Origin of the sequence: Maribacter spongiae, from assembly GCF_047345125.1 — a bacterium.
GTDB lineage: Bacteria > Bacteroidota > Bacteroidia > Flavobacteriales > Flavobacteriaceae > Maribacter.
Genome location: NZ_JBLFEQ010000005.1, coordinates 182827 through 200806, shown reverse-complemented (window position 1 = coordinate 200806; position 17980 = coordinate 182827). Strand labels below are relative to the sequence as shown.

At 39.2% G+C, this 17980-nt stretch carries 21 protein-coding genes; 16 read left to right on the top strand and 5 right to left on the bottom strand.

The window, feature by feature from the left end:
* Positions 1-86 precede the first annotated feature (86 nt).
* The 6 genes from ACKWB9_RS09035 to ACKWB9_RS09010 all read left to right on the top strand — a co-directional run bounded on the left by ACKWB9_RS09035 (position 87) and on the right by ACKWB9_RS09010 (position 5058).
* Positions 87-317 (top strand): hypothetical protein, encoded by a 231-nt coding sequence (locus ACKWB9_RS09035; RefSeq protein WP_414002692.1) that lies wholly within the window; start codon positions 87-89, stop codon positions 315-317.
* A 2-nt stretch (positions 318-319) separates the two neighbouring features.
* Positions 320-1228, top strand: a complete 909-nt coding sequence (locus tag ACKWB9_RS09030) for an SMP-30/gluconolactonase/LRE family protein (RefSeq protein WP_414002691.1) — start codon at positions 320-322, stop codon at positions 1226-1228.
* A gap of 31 nt (positions 1229-1259) precedes the next feature.
* Positions 1260-1712, top strand: coding sequence for a DUF1569 domain-containing protein (locus ACKWB9_RS09025; protein ID WP_414002690.1), 453 nt, complete (start codon positions 1260-1262; stop codon positions 1710-1712).
* 198 nt (positions 1713-1910) lie between these two features.
* Complete coding sequence (locus ACKWB9_RS09020; RefSeq protein ID WP_414002688.1) at positions 1911-2636, top strand: MIP/aquaporin family protein; 726 nt, start codon at positions 1911-1913, stop codon at positions 2634-2636.
* Positions 2637-2778: 142 nt separating this feature from the next.
* Positions 2779-3429: a GDSL-type esterase/lipase family protein gene (locus ACKWB9_RS09015; protein ID WP_414002687.1), complete on the top strand. Its 651-nt coding sequence runs from the start codon at positions 2779-2781 to the stop codon at positions 3427-3429.
* A gap of 12 nt (positions 3430-3441) precedes the next feature.
* A complete protein-coding gene (locus ACKWB9_RS09010) occupies positions 3442-5058 on the top strand; it encodes a family 20 glycosylhydrolase (protein ID WP_414002686.1) in 1617 nt (538 codons plus the stop codon).
* A 206-nt stretch (positions 5059-5264) separates the two neighbouring features.
* Here ACKWB9_RS09010 and ACKWB9_RS09005 read toward each other — a convergent pair whose 3' ends face one another.
* Genes ACKWB9_RS09005 through ruvX form a run of 3 tightly spaced genes read right to left on the bottom strand, consistent with a single transcriptional unit; the run spans position 5265 to position 6747 of the window.
* Positions 5265-5687: a DUF5606 family protein gene (locus tag ACKWB9_RS09005; RefSeq protein WP_414002684.1), complete on the bottom strand. Its 423-nt coding sequence runs from the start codon at positions 5685-5687 to the stop codon at positions 5265-5267.
* A 58-nt stretch (positions 5688-5745) separates the two neighbouring features.
* Entirely contained in the window at positions 5746-6336 is a 591-nt protein-coding gene (gene def, locus ACKWB9_RS09000) for a peptide deformylase (protein WP_414002683.1), read from the bottom strand.
* Positions 6337-6747: a Holliday junction resolvase RuvX gene (gene ruvX / locus ACKWB9_RS08995; protein ID WP_414002682.1), complete on the bottom strand. Its 411-nt coding sequence runs from the start codon at positions 6745-6747 to the stop codon at positions 6337-6339.
* Between the two features lie 102 nt (positions 6748-6849).
* Between ruvX and ACKWB9_RS08990 the strand changes: the two genes are divergently transcribed.
* Positions 6850-7665 carry a 2,3,4,5-tetrahydropyridine-2,6-dicarboxylate N-succinyltransferase gene (locus tag ACKWB9_RS08990; protein ID WP_414002681.1) on the top strand — a complete coding sequence of 272 codons (816 nt, stop codon included), beginning with the start codon at positions 6850-6852 and terminating at the stop codon, positions 7663-7665.
* A 95-nt stretch (positions 7666-7760) separates the two neighbouring features.
* Entirely contained in the window at positions 7761-8555 is a 795-nt protein-coding gene (locus tag ACKWB9_RS08985; RefSeq protein WP_414002680.1) for a glycosyltransferase family 2 protein, read from the top strand.
* Here the strand turns inward: ACKWB9_RS08985 and ACKWB9_RS08980 are convergent.
* Positions 8537-9355: a glycosyltransferase family 2 protein gene (locus ACKWB9_RS08980; protein WP_414002679.1), complete on the bottom strand. Its 819-nt coding sequence runs from the start codon at positions 9353-9355 to the stop codon at positions 8537-8539. The two genes, ACKWB9_RS08985 and ACKWB9_RS08980, sit on opposite strands and share 19 nt — an antisense overlap.
* Positions 9356-9432: 77 nt before the next feature.
* Between ACKWB9_RS08980 and ACKWB9_RS08975 the strand changes: the two genes are divergently transcribed.
* From ACKWB9_RS08975 to ACKWB9_RS08950, 6 genes are read left to right on the top strand one after another with little or no spacing between them, the layout of a single operon-like run.
* A complete protein-coding gene (locus tag ACKWB9_RS08975) occupies positions 9433-10257 on the top strand; it encodes a glycosyltransferase family protein (protein ID WP_414002678.1) in 825 nt (274 codons plus the stop codon).
* A 16-nt stretch (positions 10258-10273) separates the two neighbouring features.
* Positions 10274-10834 carry an L-threonylcarbamoyladenylate synthase gene (locus ACKWB9_RS08970; protein ID WP_414002677.1) on the top strand — a complete coding sequence of 187 codons (561 nt, stop codon included), beginning with the start codon at positions 10274-10276 and terminating at the stop codon, positions 10832-10834.
* Between the two features lie 4 nt (positions 10835-10838).
* Positions 10839-12260 carry a CCA tRNA nucleotidyltransferase gene (locus ACKWB9_RS08965; RefSeq protein ID WP_414002676.1) on the top strand — a complete coding sequence of 474 codons (1422 nt, stop codon included), beginning with the start codon at positions 10839-10841 and terminating at the stop codon, positions 12258-12260.
* A 2-nt stretch (positions 12261-12262) separates the two neighbouring features.
* Positions 12263-13276: a COX15/CtaA family protein gene (locus ACKWB9_RS08960; protein WP_414002675.1), complete on the top strand. Its 1014-nt coding sequence runs from the start codon at positions 12263-12265 to the stop codon at positions 13274-13276.
* A gap of 44 nt (positions 13277-13320) precedes the next feature.
* Positions 13321-13818 (top strand): IS1096 element passenger TnpR family protein, encoded by a 498-nt coding sequence (locus tag ACKWB9_RS08955; RefSeq protein ID WP_414002674.1) that lies wholly within the window; start codon positions 13321-13323, stop codon positions 13816-13818.
* Positions 13819-13867: 49 nt separating this feature from the next.
* A complete protein-coding gene (locus tag ACKWB9_RS08950; RefSeq protein ID WP_414002673.1) occupies positions 13868-14926 on the top strand; it encodes a nucleoid-associated protein in 1059 nt (352 codons plus the stop codon).
* Between the two features lie 129 nt (positions 14927-15055).
* On the opposite strand, the gene ACKWB9_RS08945 is transcribed toward ACKWB9_RS08950, so the two are convergent.
* A complete protein-coding gene (locus ACKWB9_RS08945; protein WP_414002672.1) occupies positions 15056-16138 on the bottom strand; it encodes a hypothetical protein in 1083 nt (360 codons plus the stop codon).
* Positions 16139-16222: 84 nt separating this feature from the next.
* Between ACKWB9_RS08945 and ACKWB9_RS08940 the strand changes: the two genes are divergently transcribed.
* Together ACKWB9_RS08940 and ACKWB9_RS08935 are read left to right on the top strand one after the other, a co-directional pair.
* Positions 16223-17125 (top strand): ABC transporter ATP-binding protein, encoded by a 903-nt coding sequence (locus ACKWB9_RS08940; RefSeq protein ID WP_414002671.1) that lies wholly within the window; start codon positions 16223-16225, stop codon positions 17123-17125.
* 18 nt (positions 17126-17143) lie between these two features.
* Positions 17144-17974 (top strand): ABC transporter permease, encoded by an 831-nt coding sequence (locus ACKWB9_RS08935; protein WP_414002670.1) that lies wholly within the window; start codon positions 17144-17146, stop codon positions 17972-17974.
* Positions 17975-17980 lie beyond the last annotated feature (6 nt).

Genomic DNA, 17980 nt, shown 5'->3' with positions numbered 1-17980 from the left:
AAAATTTGAATAAAAATACAAATAGCTTGATTATTTAGGAGGTTTCGTCGCACGTTATTTTGTATTTTTAGGACGCTAAAAATCCGTTGGATTATTTTGAAAAATATTCTGGAAGATTCCCGTTACGGCACCTTAAGGACACGAATATGACCAAAGGGGAAAGTACGGAATTTGGCAAGGGAGGATCGAATATTCCTTTAATAATGCAAAATATCGGAAAATCAGGTGTCGAGCATATTTTTATAGAACAAGAGGAATGCACCGTTGCACTCTGGGAAAGTATGGAACACAATATGATGTATTTATCAAAACTTTAAAAATGAAAAAACAAAAAACCCTTAATATCGCCTTATTCTTATTGGTCTTATTTTCCTGTAATGCTTATATCCATGCCCAGAACAGTAAAATAATTTCCGATGGGGCCGAGCTGACCCTGGTCGCTGAAGATTATGAATTTACCGAAGGGCCTGCCGTAGATTCCAAAGGCAATGTTTATTTTACCGATCAGCCCAACGATCGTATTTTAAAATGGGACCGGAAAAGCAATACCGTTTCCACGTATATGCAGCCTTCGGGAAGATCCAATGGCCTTTATTTTGATCATGAGGGTAACCTATTGGCCGCTGCGGACGAAAAAAATGAACTGTGGAAAATAGATTCCAAAAAAAATATCACGGTCTTAATTTCGGATTTTGAAGGTAAAAGGTTAAACGGTCCCAACGATCTCTGGGTGGACCCTGATGGGGGCATTTATTTTACCGATCCCTATTATCAAAGACCTTGGTGGAACCGTACCGAACCGGAAATAAAGGAAAGGCGGGTTTATTACATTACTCCCGATATGAAGGAAACAAAAATTGTTGCGGAAGGTATGGTACGGCCCAATGGAATTATTGGCACTCCTAATGGAAAAATCCTTTATATTGCCGATATCGGAGGTGAAAAAACATATTCTTTTTCTATTGAGAAAGATGGAAGCCTGACAAATAAAAAACTTTTTGTTGAAATGGGATCCGATGGGATGACCCTGGACAATGAAGGCAACGTGTATCTTACCGGAGATGGGGTCTCCGTTTTTGATCCACAGGGAAACCAAATATCGCATATTCCCGTAAACGAAAAATGGACGGCAAATGTAACTTTTGGCGGATCGGAACAGGATATCCTTTTTATTACGGCCATGGATTCTGTCTATACCTTAAAAATGAACGTTCACGGAGTGAGATAGTTCAACGATTATCAAACCTAATTTTATAATTATGAAAAATATCTTTGACAAACAAATAACGGAAGAAGTCATTTCAAGAATTGAAAACCTTAAACCGGACACCCAAAATCTTTGGGGCAAAATGAATTCAGCACAAATGATGGCCCATTGCAATGTGGCCTATGATTTGACCTATACGGACAAATACCCCAAGCCCACCGGATTTAAAAAATTTATGATAAAGCTTTTGGCCAAAAATTTAGTGGTGGGGCCAAAACCGTACAAAAAAAATATGAGGACCGCCCCGGAATTTTTAATCCATGGCGAGCCGGATTTTAATACTGAAAAGGATATCCTGATCAATAACCTGATAAAGACCCAAGAATTGGGAGAAGCACATTTTGAGGGAAAGGATTCCCATGCCTTCGGTCCTTTGACCGCATCACAATGGAACACACTTTTTTACAAGCACCTAAACCATCATTTAGAACAATTTGGGATATAAACCACTACAATGCAAGACTTTTGGTTATATCCCGGAAAATTATCTAAGGACACCTAAGTTCCAGTATCGACACTTAAGTTGGGGTATATCTATTTTAAAAGGTTGTTCTACATATCGTCACCATGCATTGTTAACTTAAAAATAATCTTTCAGATCCATGCATTTTTTTTACCTTAAATACCTTAAACCAAATAACGCATGACGGCCTATATTTTCGAGTTCATCGGAATTGCAATGTTGATTCTTATAGGTAATGGCCTTGTTGCAAATATCGCATTAAAGGAGACGAAAGGAGCGAATTCCGGTTGGACGGGTATTGCACTGGCATGGGGCATAGCCGTATTCATTGGCGTATTTATTTCGGCAGACATAAGTGGAGGCCACTTGAACCCCGCCGTAACCATTGGCCTGGCCACGGCCGGAAAATTTTCCTGGACATTGGTTCCCGGATATATCCTATCCCAGGTATTGGGTGCCATGATGGGGAATCTATTGGTTTGGTTGGCTTACAAAAAACAATATGAAGCAACAGAAGATGCCGGGGCAATTCTTGCCACCTTTTCTACCGTCCCCACTGTTAGAAGTCCTTTTTGGAATACGGTAACGGAAATAATCGGGACATTCGCCCTGGTTTTCGGGGTCTTTTTTATCGCCAGCGGAACCCTAGGTGAAGAAGTCATTTCCCTGGGTTCTTTGGATGCTCTCCCTGTTGCCCTTTTGGTTATGGGAATAGGGTTCGGTCTGGGTGGCCCCACAGGTTATGCCATTAATCCTGCCAGGGACTTTGGCCCAAGGTTATTACATACCCTTCTTCCCATTAAGAATAAGGGGGATAGTGATTGGGGGTATGCCTGGATTCCCATCATAGGTCCTGTCATAGGGGCTTTGTTGGCGGCATTCCTTTTTTTAGGCATTGGTCAATAAATGAAAAGAGTGACTTTTATATATCCGTCCTACCGAAACTTATATCCAATAACTATGTTATTTATTGCACATTACCGTTCGTCTGTCGAAAAAGCTTTTATCAATTATAGATAACTTTTATTTTGAAACTTAAATACGTTCCATGAAATCTATTTTTATCGTATTTCTTCTTTGTTCATTATCTATTGAAGCACAGGGAGTCTCAATTTTTGATGGAGAGGTACAGGCCATCACAAAAAAATACGACACCTTATGGAATCACCAAAAAGAAACTATTGTTTTTACGGGTAGCTCCAGCATTCGATTGTGGAAGAGCCTGGAAACTTCTTTTCCCGGGCATCAAATTGTAAATTCCGGATTTGGAGGTTCCCAGGCATCGGATTTGCTCTACCACCTGGATGATCTGGTCATTCAATACAAGCCTGTAAAAGTGTTTATCTATGAGGGGGACAATGATATATTCTCTAAAAAAAAGCCCAATCAAATTATATCGACATTTAAAAACATAATAGAAAAAATAAGGCGGGAGAAAACAAGTGTCAAAATTATCCTTATTTCCGCCAAACCCAGTATCAGCCGCTGGAACTTAAGAGGGCGGTATAGAAGACTGAACCGAAAATTGGAACGTTTGAGCCAAACCGATTCCTTTTTGGAATTTGTAGATGTCTGGAACCCCATGCTCGATGGGCGCAAACCAAAAAAGCATATTTTTTTGGAAGACGGCCTGCATATGAACCAAAAAGGTTACGACCTATGGAATATGGCCATAGAAAACCTGATCAACGTTAAATAAATATAGAAACCCATGATAAGAACAATTGTAATAAAAAGCATTTTTTTCATTTCACTCGTATGTGCAATATCCGGCTGCGAGGAAAAGCGAAAAAAAAGGATCCCAATGCCATCCACAGACCTGTCCAAGGTTAGTATCATGCCCAAACCAGTTAAAACAATACCAACGCATTCCGCTTTTGCCTTAGATCAGTTTACGGCAATTTACACCTCTAAAAAGGCAACGGGGTTTGAAGAAGTGGGCAAGTTCCTTGCCAGAAAATTAAAACTGAAAATAGATTTGGATATTCCCGTAAATACGGAAACATCCAATGATGTAGAAAGGGTGATTTACATCAACCAATCGGACAACCCTGAATTAGGTACATCAGAGGCCTATCAGTTATATATAAACCAAGATTCCATCATAGTAAATGCAAATACTTCGGAAGGGGCTTTCCGCGGTATTCAAACGTTAAGACAATTGGTTCCGGAGACCAGCAACGATACCTTGGCGGAACAAAGAATTTGGCCCGTACCCACGGGCAAGATCACGGACAGTCCAAATTTTGCTTTCCGAGGGGCTATGTTAGATGTCGCCCGTCATTTTTTCAGTGTTGAAGATGTCAAAAAATATATAGACCTACTATCCTATTATAAAATTAATATCCTACACCTGCATTTGACCGATGACCAAGGGTGGCGTATAGAGATAAAGTCATGGCCTAAACTTACGGAAATAGGGGGAAGTACCGAAGTTGGTGGGGAATCCGGCGGATTTTATACCCAAGAGGACTATACGGAAATTGTACGTTATGCCGCAGAAAGATATATGACCATTATACCTGAAGTTGATATGCCCGGACATACCAATGCCGCCTCCGTCTCCTACCCCTTTTTGAACGGCAACGGAAAAAAGGTGAAATTGTACGAGGGGACAAAAGTAGGGTTCAGCACCTTTGATACCGGAAAGGATACCGTTTATGCCTTTATTGATGATGTGATCCGTGAAATAGCTGCATTGACCCCAGGACCGTATTTCCATATCGGGGGAGACGAAAGCCATGTTACCGAAAAGAACGATTATATCCATTTTGTGAACAAAGCGGAAAAAATCGTTCAAAAGTATGGCAAGCGGATGATAGGATGGGATGAAGTAGCAATAGCGGATATAGACTCCACCTCCATTTCACAGTGGTGGGCGAGCGAAGAAAATGCAAAAAAAGCCATAGATAAAAGAATGAAGGTCATTATATCACCTGCAAAAAAAGCCTATCTGGATATGGAATACGATACCCTATCCAAGCATGGTCTGCATTGGGCCGGTTATATACCCGTAGATACCGCATATATTTGGAAACCCGAGGAGTACGGTGGTATTCCCCTTGAGAATATTCTTGGGGTGGAAGCACCACTATGGTCCGAGACCATAAGCAACATCGATGAGCTTGAATACTTGGCCTTTCCTAGGGTTATAGGATACTCAGAACTAAGTTGGTCCATTCCCGAAAATAGGGATTGGGAGGATTATAAAGTGAGGTTGGCAGATCAGGCACCTTTTCTGGATCGTATGAACGTTAAGTATTATCCTTCACCACGCATCGATTGGAAAAAAAGTAAGTACAGCTACCAAACTATAGAGAAAGATTAATATTCCTCAAAAACAGTTCAACATAAAATAAGGATTAGATAGTCACTTATGGTCGGAAGAAAAATCTTCCGACCTTTTTTTATTTTCAAAACATTTCTGGTTTTGATCTAACGTTAAATTTACAATAATACCTTTTCCGGACGGGACAACTAAAGCAAAAAAGCCCTGATTTAAGTCAGGGCTTTTCAAAGAATGCATATAAAACGTTATTCCTCTTCCGTATCGTTTTCCTCTTCTTTAGCGGAAAAATCGGTAATGTTATGATCTACTAAAATATTGTACCATTGAATTATCTTTTTAATATCACTGGCATATACCCTGTCCTCATCATAATTGGGCAATACTTCAAAAAAATATTCCTCCAATTTAATTTTCTCGTCCTTATGGCCAACAGTGGTCTTCCCTCCTTTTTCCTTTACTTGAATCTTTTGCAGGACTTCCCTCAGGGGCAACTCCTCTTCTAAGGTATAAACGGCAATTTCCGAGAGAACACTTACGTTATTTCTCAGACCAACACTAATTCTTTTACCATCTAACAAAGATTCCGCTACAAACCCCGTTCTGGTCTGCGTAATCAACTTAAATAATCCTGGTTTACCAGCTATCGACAATATTTTTTCCAATGCCATGGCTATCTTCTATTTTGGGAGGCAAATATTAAATTTTTCTATTAATTAACACGGATATTTAACGTCCTTTTTTTAAAGCGGGAAAACGCATTCTATAGTCCACTTTTATTTTTCCCTTGGAAATATTGGACAATCTGCTTTTTAACAATCGCTTTTTCAGTGAGGAAAGCCTGTCCGTAAACAGAATACCTTCTATATGATCGTATTCATGTTGAATAACACGGGCCAACAATCCATCGTAGGTTTTATGTTGTTTTTGGAAATTTTCGTCCAAATATGTAATGTTTATAGTTCCTTTTCTATTCACATCTTCCCGAACATCGGGGATACTCAGGCAACCTTCATTGAACGGCCATTCTTCACCGGATTCCGTTTCAATTTTGGCATTTATAAAGACTTGTTTAAAGCCATTCAACTGTTTTTGCTCTTCCGGTGTTAAATCGGCATCATCGGAAAAAGGAGTGGTATCCACCAAAAACAAACGAATGGGAAGCCCTATTTGCGGAGCCGCCAAGCCCACGCCATTGGCATTGTACATAGTCTCCCACATATTGGAAACAAGTTCTTTTAAATTAGGATAATCCTTTCCGATTTCCGAACCCATTTTTCTCAAAACCGAATCTCCGTAAGCTACAATAGGTAATATCATTTAACTATTTTTCAAATAATCCTGTAAAATAATGGTAGCACTGATCTCGTCTATCAACGCTTTGTTCTGTCTTTTCTTCTTTCCCAAACCCGAATCCAACATAGTTTGAAAGGCCATTTTGGAGGTAAATCGTTCATCTTGTCTATGAATAGGTATCTCCGGAAAAAGTTTTTTTAGATTCTCCAAAAAGGGCTTGATGAGCTTTTCCGATTCCGAAGGGGTATTGTCCATTTGCCTCGGCTCGCCTACAACAAAGATATCAACGCTTTCTTTCTTTAAATAATCCGTCAAAAAATCAAAAAGGGCAGATGTGGGTACTGTTTTTAATCCCGAAGCGATTATCCGTAGTTCATCCGTTACCGCAACCCCGGTACGTTTTGCCCCAAAATCTAATGAAAGAATCCTTCCCAAATTCAATTTTTGGCAAAAATAAAGGATAATTTGTTATAAGCGAGACAGCCGCTCGTTAATTCATATTCTTACGACTATATTTGTCAAAATTTTAATTAGGAAATGACCGATTTACAAAATATCATAGAAAAAGCCTGGGAGAATAGGGAACTTTTAAAGGAAAACCGCACCCAAGAGGCCATACGAGAAGTAATTAACTTAATCGATACCGGTAAATTAAGGTGTGCGGAGCCTACTGCAACTGGATGGCAAATAAACGAATGGGTAAAAAAGGGCGTGGTCCTTTATTTTCCTATTCAAAAAATGGAAACCCTGGAAGCGGGCATTTTTGAATACCATGACAAAATGCCTTTAAAAAGGGGGTATCAGGAAAAAGGTATCCGAGTAGTTCCTAATGCGGTAGCCCGGCATGGTGCTTACATTTCCCCAGGTACTATTTTAATGCCCAGTTATGTAAATATAGGTGCATATGTGGACGAAGGAACCATGGTAGATACATGGGCAACAGTTGGAAGCTGTGCACAAATTGGAAAAAATGTGCATTTAAGTGGAGGTGTCGGTATAGGGGGAGTCTTGGAACCACTGCAAGCGGCCCCGGTAATTATTGAGGATAATGCATTTATAGGATCACGTTGTATCGTAGTAGAAGGTGTAAGGGTAGAGACTGAAGCGGTCTTGGGCGCCAATGTCGTTCTTACGGCCTCTACAAAAATCATTGATGTTACCAAGGAAAATCCGGTCGAGTTAAAAGGTAGGGTTCCGGCCCGTTCAGTTGTTATACCAGGGAGTTATACTAAGAAATTTCCTGCTGGAGAGTTTCAAGTGCCCTGTGCCTTGATTATTGGAACCCGAAAAGAAAGCACCAATAAAAAGACCTCTTTAAACGATGCATTGCGCGAGTATGATGTTTCAGTTTAAAATTTGTAGGAAAATTAAGTGAAATATACTTTTTTACTTTTTTTTTAGTTATAACTTTGTTAGGCTAAAGAGATAACCTACTTATTTTATACTTTATGATTGCAAAGACGCAAAAAATAAGCGCTTTAATAATTACCTATAATGAAATAGGCTATATTGAAAGATGTATTGAATCTGTTGATTTTGCGGATGAAATATTGGTAGTGGATTCGTATAGCACAGATGGCACTTATGAATATTTGCTAAACCATCCTAAAGTAAAGGTCATTCAAAACCCTTTTGAGAACTTTACGGCACAGAAATCCTTTGCCTTAAAACAAGCCGCACATGATTGGGTGTTGTTCCTGGATGCGGATGAAATAGTCGGACCTTCCTTAAGGAATGAAATCTTGGAGACCGTACGTAAGGAAAACGACATCGTTGCCTATTGGTTTTATCGTCAATTTATGTTCCAGCAGTCCAAATTACGATTCAGCGGTTGGCAGACCGATAAAAATTACAGGCTTTTTAGAAAGAGTAAAGCCAAATTTTCCGATTGTAAAATAGTGCACGAGACCTTGGATATTGATGGAAAATCGGGTATATTCAAAGAAAAGCTCATACATTACTGCTATAAGGACTACAAGGATTATAAGGGAAAAATGCTACAATATGGGAGACTTAAAGCCATTGAAGCATTTTATACCGAAAAATCGTTTAACTATATAATGATGGTTATAAAACCGTCCTGGAAGTTTTTCAACCATTACATCCTAAGGCTTGGAATACTGGACGGGAAAAAGGGCTTTATCGTATGTTACCTGAACGCACTTGGTGTACTGGAAAGGTTCAGGGAGCTTAAACGGTTGGAGCAAAAGAACGAACTGGCCTATTATTTGGTAATGCCATAATGGGTCCAGGCCCGTTTTTCGTTTTTGGTCTTCTTTCGTATCCCCAAATTCTTTGCAATGGACTCGGGAGTTTTGTATCCCCTCTTATGATCTAAATGCACGCAAACGGCACTATATCGCAACTGTTTTGATTTAATTCCAAAATTAAATAGTCTTTCCCCCAATTCCCGGTCTTGTCCTCCATATTGCATACGTTCATCAAACCCGTTTACATTAAGTATATCCTTTTTCCATCCGGAAGAATTATGACCGTTCCAACTTGCATTGGTAGGCGTTATCCAATTTAACAATTTGGAAATAAGACCATTGGCCGTTAATTTGTTGTTTTTAAAGGTCTGGGGAATACCTTTATCCTTAAGCCAATTGATATTAAAACAGTTTTGTTTTTCAATATCGTCCAATGTAATGAGCTTAGAGATATTCATAGGAAGCATATAATACCCCCCGGAAATAAAATAACCCTGTTGCTTATTGATATAATGGACCTGAACAAAATCTTCCCTTGGAATACAATCTCCATCGGTCATGATAATATATTCCGCTCGGCATGCGGTTACCGCCTTATTCAATATTCTGGATTTTTGAAAACCCTCATCTTCCTGCCAAACATGTACAATGGGATATGAAACCTTTTCGGATAGATCGGTTATCAATTCTTTGGTGGTATCCCTGGACCCATCATCTGCAATGACCACTTCAAAGTTCTTGAAGATTTGATGATGAAAGCCCCAAAGGACTTTTTCCAACCATTCTTCTGCGTTATAAGTGCTTATAATAACACTTATCTTAGGTATTTCCATTGCACCGTTCATTATGCCACAAAAATATAAAAGTCTTGTATATCTTTGGTTTTGTTATTGAACTCATTTAAACTTTTATGAAGTTAAAGGAAATACCCGTATCTATTTTTAAGTCGATAGCACTTTTAACAAGACCGGCCCATAAAATAAAGGTCAGGTCGGAAAATGAGGTCCCGGTAATCATCTCCTTGACCTCCATTCCTTCTAGACTGCACACCCTTCATCTCGTAATCCGAAGTATCCTTGACCAAACCATACATCCAAAAAAGATTTTGTTATGGTTAAACGAATCTTTAAAGAACGACATTCCTAAACAACTTAAAATTTTAGAAGGAGATTTGTTCGAGATCAAATATTCCAAATTAACCTGTTCCCATAGGAAACTTATTCATACCATACAAAATTATCCGGATACCACTGTCGTGACCTGTGATGATGATTTTATGTACCGGTCGGACTGGCTTCAATTGTTGTACAAAGAACATCTTAAGAATCCTGATCGCATTATTGCAAACCAAACAAGATATATTACATATAATGATGAGGGGGATCTGCTTCCATATAAGCAGTGGAAATATTCCAGTGATAAGGTGTTTAATCCCGATGCCGTCATTCCCATAGGTGCCGAAGGGGTTCTCTACCCGGCAAAGGTGCTTTCGGAAAAAACAACGGATGTTGACCTGTTCCTAAAATTGACCCCCAAAGCAGATGATCTATGGTTTAAGGCGATGGGGCTGCTCAAAAAAACAAGATCCATTTTAGCAACGGAAAAAGCAAAGACCCCCATACCTATTTTAGGATCCCAAAAGGAATCCCTAAAAAAAACAAATATAGGGGCCGATAAAAACCGGGAGCAATGGTTGGCCGTAACCAAATACTTTGATTTAAACCTTGTTCAATAGCAATAAAGACCCTATTATGACGAATGAAATTAACAAAGCCATTGACATTTTGGAAAAAGGCGGGCTCATCCTCTACCCCACGGATACCGTTTGGGGTATCGGTTGTGATGCTACGAACGAAGAGGCCGTAAAAAATGTATATGCACTTAAACAGCGTAAGGACAGCAAGGCACTTATTTGTCTAGTCGCCAATGATGCCATGTTGGAAAGGCACATTGAAAAAGTCCCCGATATGGCCTATGACATCATGGACCTTTCCACCAAACCAACGACCATAATCTATGATGCCCCACGTAACGTAGCCAAAAATTTGGTGGCCCCGGACAATACGTTGGCCATTCGGGTAGCTTCGGACAAATTTTGTACATACCTCATCAACAAATTCAAAAAACCTATTGTTTCTACCTCCGCCAATATATCGGGGCGGCCTACACCAAAATCTTTTAAAGAAATAGATACCGCTATTTTAACAGGTGTGGACTATGTGGTAAATTTGCATCAGGACAAAAAGAATGAAAACACTTCGGCCATTATTAAACTGGGAAATGATGGTGTTGTAAGGATCATTCGAGAATAATACCATGCAAGAGGCCCATAAAAAAGCTTTATCAGACCCGATTTTTTCCATTATTTCCGATGCTGCCGAAGAACTTTCCCTAAGGTGTTATGTCATCGGTGGTTATGTACGTGATTATCTTTTGAACAGGGGAATTCCAATGGATATTGACGTTGTTGCCGTAGGCAGTGGCATTGAACTGGCCAAAAAGGTGGCTTCCAAACTTGAAGGAAAGCCCAAAGTGTCCGTTTTCAAGAATTTTGGCACGGCAATGATAAAAAATAAAGGGGTAGAGCTTGAGTTCGTGGGTGCCCGAAAAGAAAGTTATCACAGGGATAGCCGCAAACCCATTGTAGAGGACGGCACATTGGAAGACGACCAGAAAAGAAGGGATTTTACCATAAATGCATTGGCCCTATCCTTAAATAAAAATGATTTTGGAACCTTGTTGGATCCATTTGAAGGACTTGCCGATCTTGATGAAAAAATTATACGTACCCCTTTAGAACCCGGAATTACGTATTCCGATGATCCTTTACGGATGATGCGGGCCATTCGTTTTGCCACACAACTCGGTTTTCAAATAGCATCTGGTTCCTTAAAGGCCATTACCGAAAACAAGGAACGTATCAAGATTATCTCCAAGGAACGTATTGTAACGGAATTGCATAAGATCTTGCAGTCCGACAAGCCGTCCATTGGTCTGGGCCTGCTCCATAAAACAGGGCTTTTACCATTAATTTTACCCGAACTTACCGCTTTACAGGGAATCGAGGAAATAGAAGGACAAAAACACAAGGACAATTTTTGGCATACCCTGGAGGTAGTGGATAATATCGCCATGGCCACCGATAATCTTTGGTTGCGATGGGCCGCACTGTTCCATGATATTGGAAAGGCACCTACAAAACGATTCCACAAAAGAATTGGATGGACCTTTCACGGACATGAATTCGTGGGGTCCAAAATGGTCTATAGGCTGTTCAAACGCCTGAACATGCCACTCAATGACAAGATGAAATATGTTCAAAAACTGGTCATGATGAGTTCCCGACCTATCATCCTTTCAGAAGAACACGTTACGGATTCCGCCGTTAGAAGGCTCGTATTTGATGCAGGGAACGATGTAGAAGATTTAATGACCCTTTGCGAAGCGGATATCACCACCAAAAACCCAAGGAAGCAACGCCGCTACAAGAACAACTTTAAAATTGTACGAAAAAAAATAAAGGAAGTAGAGGAACGGGACCGCATTAGAAACTTTCAGCCTCCCATAAGCGGAGAGGAGATCATGAAAAGGTTCGACCTAAAACCTTCTAAAGAAATTGGCATTATCAAAGAGGCCATAAAAGAAGCTATTCTGGAAGGAAAGATTCCCAACGAACATGAAGCCGCATATGAATTTATGTTGGAGATGGGCAAAAAATTAAACCTAAAGGCCAATTAAAAATGAAACATAACAAATATGTAGTTTATTGGCTATTAACGGGTTGCCTGCTCATTTTTATCATGGTTCTCGTGGGTGGTATAACAAGATTAACACATTCCGGGCTTTCCATATCCAATTACAAACTAATTAGCGGTACACTGCCTCCTATGAACACACAAGAATGGCAGGAAGCTTTTGACCTTTATAAACAATACCCGGAATACCAAAAATTGAATTATCATTTTACACTTGAAGATTTTAAGAGCATCTACTTTTGGGAATGGTTGCACCGGTTCATCGGAAGGTTTATCGGCATCGTTTTCATTATACCGTTTCTTTTCTTTTTGCTGACAAAAAAATTGGATGTATCCACGGTAAAAAAGTGTACACTACTGTTGTTTTTAGGTGCATTCCAGGGTTTTTTAGGCTGGTATATGGTAAAAAGTGGCCTAATAGACCGCCCGGATGTTTCACATTACAGATTGGCCGCCCATCTCATCACGGCGTTTTTAACCTTTGCCTACAGCTTATGGGTGGCTCTGGATCTAATCTATCCCTCAAAAAAGGAAATCAATAAGACCATTAGAAATATACTGCGGGCAAGTTTGTTGATTTTGATAATACAAATTATCTGGGGCGCATTTGTTGCAGGTTTGGATGCAGGATTTATTCATAATCACTGGCCTTTTATGAGTGAGGGAAAATTAATCCATGAAACCGTATATATTGAACAACGACCATTGCTTAAGAATTTTATAGAAGGTAAAAGTGGCGTACAGTTCATACACCGTTACCTAGCCTATATTGTAGTAGGATCCGTGTTATATTTAGGGTACAAGACCAAAAGCCTAGTCCTTGCCCCTTTACAGAAAAAAGGTATAAAACTGTTATTGATCCTGGTTGGTGTCCAATTTTTACTGGGTGTATTTACTTTAATTTATGCCGTACCCCTGGTGCTTGGGGTAGCACACCAAATAGGGGCCTTTTTCCTGTTGGCGGCCATGACCTTTACTTTGCATAGATTTTCAAAATAAAACACTATTTATCGTAACTTTGCCCTCATACAATTTCTGATCGAATGATTTATAAAATAAGGGTCATCCTTGATGCGAAGGAAGATATCTTTCGGGATATCGAAATAGAGGATGCGAGTACCCTGGAAGATTTTCACAATACCATTACACAGGCATTTGGCTTTTTAGGCAATGAAATGGCCTCTTTTTACACTTGTGATGATGAATGGAACCAAAAAGATGAGATTGCGTTATTCGATATGAGCGAAAACGGTTCCGATGTAAGATTGATGAACGAAACTTTTTTAGAGGATATCCTCACAGAACAAACACCCAAGCTCATTTACGTTTATGATTTTTTGAATATGTGGACGTTTTTCGTCGAATTGGCGGATATCGTACCAAAAGAAAATGGCAGGGCCTATCCAAATGTACTGTTCAGCTTTGGAGAACTGCCGGAAACACCACCGGAAAAAACATTTCGATCGGAAAGCAGCGATGTAGATTTTGATGATACATTTGATAGCTATGAAGACCTTGATTTTGATGAAAATTGGAATTGAATCAAATTTCAAACCCCACAATTCCTAACCCCGTAATCCTTAACCAATCATGCTAAACCTGTACGGTACTCAAATAGAAAGTATATCCATCCATCGTGTTGGGAACAAAAATAGAAACGAGGGTATATTCCTATCTTCAGAACCCTTCGCTTTAAACGATGAGACCACGGGATTATTAAAAGAGTATTTCTTTAAACCGTTCCGGGAAAAGGAGGAAAATTACTTTAAACTGGCAAACGAGGTAGATGTGGAATTCAACGAGTTGCACAAAATTAGCTCGGAAATATTCCTCGATCCGTCTACCACACATCACAATTCAAAAAAAATAGCCACACATCTTTTTGACCAATCCAATCATCCGCACATCAAAAGTGGAGAGGTGTATATTGCCTATTTGAGCAATATCTTATTGGATAACCATAAAGTGGATGCCATAGGTATTTTTAAGAGCGAGCTGAAACACGATTTCCTTCAGTTTGAGGAAAAAGGAAGTAATCTGGACCTATTGGTGCAACAGGGTATCAATATTAATAAACTGGATAAGGGTTGCCTCATTTTCAATATAAACAAGGAAGAGGGGTTTAAAGTACTTTCCGTGGACAGCAATAAATACGATACCAAATATTGGTTGGAAAATTTTTTGGGAGTAGACGCCCTGGCAGATGAAAATTTTTACACCAAAAATTATTTGAAGTTCTGTCAGAATTTTGCAAAAGACGTAGTACTGCCAGCCGAGGACAAACAACAGGAAGTGCTTTTTATGAACAGGGCCGTGAACCATTTTGCAAAAAACGATGCTTTTGAGGAATCCAATTTTCTTAATGAGGTCATTGAAAATCCTGAACTTATCCCGGAATTTAAACATTATAAAGTAGAGAAAGGGCCCAAGTACAGTATTGAGGATGTTTCCAATTTTGACATTGCCAACAAAGCGGTATCGGATGCCCGCAAAAAGATAAAGAACGTAATTAACCTGGACACCAATATCCAGATAAAAATGGATTTTATAAATCCGGAATCGGCCGAAAAGTTTGTAGAAAAAGGTTGGGACGAAGAACGACAGATGTACTACTATCTGGTGTATTTCAACAAAGAACAGAAAACATAGTCTTTGGCCAACCTGGGCAGTTTCAGCATACTGGGGTTTACAACGAACTACTAATTACTCAATACTGCTTATTGCCTACTGTTCATTGTTCTCACTGCTTACTGTTCATTGTCCACCGCCTACTGAAAACTATATTTTAATATTCTGCTCAATAATCTGTTTCATACTTACGTCCTCATAATTACGTCTTACAAAATTCAACGCATTATCCATAATAGCCCCCATGGTCTCGCACTTTCTAAAATTGGCATCCATGGTAAGTTCATAGATTTGTTCCCGTAACATTTTTATATTTTCATCGGTAGAAATAATATCCGTTTTACAGATGGCCCGTAACTTTTTTATGCGATTTCCGGAACTCAGGATTCTTTTGGCCACAATGGAACGTTCCTCCAGTTTATACTGATCCACGGAATCCCTTAACAGTTTTTTGCGGACCAGTTCCACCATTTGAAAGTTCTCCTTAAAAAATTGAGGCCTGTACACTTTTAGTTTACCCTCAAAACACTGTTGGTCAAAGTCTATCGCCCTAATCTTATATACCACATGATCAAAATCATGCGTGGGCACAATAACATAATTGTACGAACGCATATCCCCCAAAAGCCGTATCATACAGCGTTCATTGAATTTTACAAACTCCTTGGCCAATTGTGCCTTTTCCGCTTCGGTACATTGCGGCAACATTGTTTTTATAAATTCATCGCCCGGAATACCTGCAATGTGTTCCTCGATCAAAGTATCTTTATAAACCAAAAAGTTAAGATTGTACGGTGAGAGCATGTGTTCCAGCTCCAATCCATAAATACGGGACGCATCCGTCCTTTTAATATAGAAATAGGTGAAGTTATCATTGAGGATATTCCTGATCTTTATCCGGAACGGTTTGGAATTACCGAACGTACAGAAATCCACTGCATCAACATTCAGGTATTGGTTTATATTATTGCTACCGTCCGAATGTAAAATGGAATATACTTTTTTTAAGCTGTCATCGATCTCTTCCCGTTCAAACTCCGAATAATATACCCGTATCCATAAGGTGTCCTCATCGTTCTTATCATAGACCACCACAGAACCGGAAAATCGCAGTAAATCCTCATAAAAAATAGGGATTTCTATTTTCCTACTGTAGTGATTTAAATAGTCGTCCAATTTTTCACTTACCGGATAGGCAGGTTTCTTTTTGGACATTAAACGTTCTTCTGACATTTGAATAGTTTAAAAATAACCTTGAAATGTAACAAAGTTAGGCTTTCTTCGTCAACTTAATATATCAATCAAAAACACCTCACTTTGGAGAAAATACTGACCGTAACCAACCTGACCAAAAAATTTGGTTATTTGACCGCAGTAAAAAATCTATCCTTTTCTATAGAAAAAGGCCATGTTTATGGCATATTAGGCCCTAACGGCAGTGGAAAGTCCACCACTTTGGGCATTGTATTGAATGTGGTGAACAGGACCAACGGCGAATTTTCCTGGTTCGATGGAAATATCTCTACCCATGAAGCATTAAAAAAAGTAGGGGCCATTATAGAAAGGCCCAATTTCTATCCGTATATGTCCGCTGTTCAAAACCTAAAATTGGTCTGTAAAATCAAAGAGGTAAGTACGGGGAAGATCGAAGAGAAATTAAAATTAGTAGGGCTTCTAGAACGCAAGGACAGTAAGTTCAAGACCTATTCCTTAGGTATGAAACAACGTTTGGCCATTGCCTCCGCCCTGTTGAACGATCCCGAAATCCTGATTTTGGACGAGCCTACCAATGGTCTGGATCCACAGGGAATCCACCAGATACGGGAAATCATAAAGAAAATAGCGGCCCAGGGAACTACCATCCTATTGGCATCACATCTTTTGGACGAGGTAGAAAAAGTGTGCAGCCATGTCGTTATTTTACGAAAGGGGGAAAAACTATATTCGGGACGTGTTGACGATATGCTGGCCAGTCATGGCTTTTTTGAGCTTAAAACGGCTGACAGGGAAAAATTAACCACCTTGCTGAAGGAGAATACCAGTTTTGGTGAAATTAGAGAGGAAAACGGTTTGGTCACCGCTTTCCTTACGGAAAAAATGGATGCAGGAACGTTTAACCGATGGGCCTTTGACAAAGGGATCGTTCTTTCCCATTTGGTCAAGCGCAAAGAGAGTCTGGAAGAGCAATTCTTAACGCTTACCAAAAATGAATCCAACTAACGCCAAAAAGACATTCAAATGATACGTTTGCTACAGATAGAGTTTATAAAATTATGGAACAACAGGGCAAGTAAGGTACTGATCATCTCCTATTTTATATTGTTGACACTTATCGCACTTATATCAATTATTAAATTTCCTTTCGGTTATGATGTTAAATTAGCGGACATAGGAATATTTAACTTCCCTTACATCTGGCATTTTAATACTTATATAGCTGGTTTTTTAAAACTTTTTCTTGCTATTGTGATAGTCTCCATGATGGCCAATGAATATAGCAATAAGACCATTAAGCAAAATCTGATCGATGGATTATCAAAAAAAGAATTCATTTTATCAAAATTCCTTACCGTCATCTCATTTACATTAATTTCAACGGTATTCGTTTTTCTGGTTTCATTGATCTTAGGCCTTATTTATTCCGATTATAATGAACTCTCCATTATTTTTTCGGACTTGGAATTTTTATTGGCCTTCTTTGTTAAATTGATGGGGTTCTTTTCTTTTTGTCTGTTTTTGGGGATTTTGGTGAAGCGCTCGGCCTTTGCACTAGGGTTTTTAATATTATGGCAAATTATAGAAGGTTTTTTCGCTTTATTATTTACTCATCGAGTATTCCCAAATGAAATCTCAGAGAAAATTATGGCTTTGTTTCCACTTCAGAGCATGTACAACCTTATAAAACAACCCATTACCAGATTGCAATCCGTGCAAGCCGTTGCAAATCAGGTCGGTGAAAAAATCAGTTTAAATTACCAGGTACATACCTATGAAATCTTGATCGTATTGGGGTGGACCGCTATTTTTGTTTATTCGTCCTATACACTCCTTAAAAAAAGAGATCTGTAACCGTTT

Excerpts from the sequence above, each read along its gene's own strand:
- ACKWB9_RS08935 (WP_414002670.1), top strand. The coding sequence starts at position 17,144 with ATGATACGTTTGCTACAGATAGAGTTTATAAAATTATGGAACAACAGG.
- ACKWB9_RS09015 (WP_414002687.1), top strand. The coding sequence starts at position 2,779 with ATGAAATCTATTTTTATCGTATTTCTTCTTTGTTCATTATCTATTGAA.
- ACKWB9_RS08985 (WP_414002680.1), top strand. The coding sequence starts at position 7,761 with ATGATTGCAAAGACGCAAAAAATAAGCGCTTTAATAATTACCTATAAT.
- ACKWB9_RS08945 (WP_414002672.1), bottom strand. The coding sequence starts at position 16,138 with ATGTCAGAAGAACGTTTAATGTCCAAAAAGAAACCTGCCTATCCGGTA.
- ACKWB9_RS08960 (WP_414002675.1), top strand. The coding sequence starts at position 12,263 with ATGAAACATAACAAATATGTAGTTTATTGGCTATTAACGGGTTGCCTG.
- ACKWB9_RS09025 (WP_414002690.1), top strand. The coding sequence starts at position 1,260 with ATGAAAAATATCTTTGACAAACAAATAACGGAAGAAGTCATTTCAAGA.
- ACKWB9_RS09020 (WP_414002688.1), top strand. The coding sequence starts at position 1,911 with ATGACGGCCTATATTTTCGAGTTCATCGGAATTGCAATGTTGATTCTT.
- ACKWB9_RS09010 (WP_414002686.1), top strand. The coding sequence starts at position 3,442 with ATGATAAGAACAATTGTAATAAAAAGCATTTTTTTCATTTCACTCGTA.
- ACKWB9_RS09005 (WP_414002684.1), bottom strand. The coding sequence starts at position 5,687 with ATGGCATTGGAAAAAATATTGTCGATAGCTGGTAAACCAGGATTATTT.
- def (WP_414002683.1), bottom strand. The coding sequence starts at position 6,336 with ATGATATTACCTATTGTAGCTTACGGAGATTCGGTTTTGAGAAAAATG.
- ACKWB9_RS08970 (WP_414002677.1), top strand. The coding sequence starts at position 10,274 with ATGACGAATGAAATTAACAAAGCCATTGACATTTTGGAAAAAGGCGGG.
- ACKWB9_RS09030 (WP_414002691.1), top strand. The coding sequence starts at position 320 with ATGAAAAAACAAAAAACCCTTAATATCGCCTTATTCTTATTGGTCTTA.
- ACKWB9_RS08975 (WP_414002678.1), top strand. The coding sequence starts at position 9,433 with ATGAAGTTAAAGGAAATACCCGTATCTATTTTTAAGTCGATAGCACTT.
- ACKWB9_RS08955 (WP_414002674.1), top strand. The coding sequence starts at position 13,321 with ATGATTTATAAAATAAGGGTCATCCTTGATGCGAAGGAAGATATCTTT.
- ACKWB9_RS08980 (WP_414002679.1), bottom strand. The coding sequence starts at position 9,355 with ATGGAAATACCTAAGATAAGTGTTATTATAAGCACTTATAACGCAGAA.
- ACKWB9_RS08950 (WP_414002673.1), top strand. The coding sequence starts at position 13,868 with ATGCTAAACCTGTACGGTACTCAAATAGAAAGTATATCCATCCATCGT.
- ACKWB9_RS08965 (WP_414002676.1), top strand. The coding sequence starts at position 10,839 with ATGCAAGAGGCCCATAAAAAAGCTTTATCAGACCCGATTTTTTCCATT.
- ACKWB9_RS08990 (WP_414002681.1), top strand. The coding sequence starts at position 6,850 with ATGACCGATTTACAAAATATCATAGAAAAAGCCTGGGAGAATAGGGAA.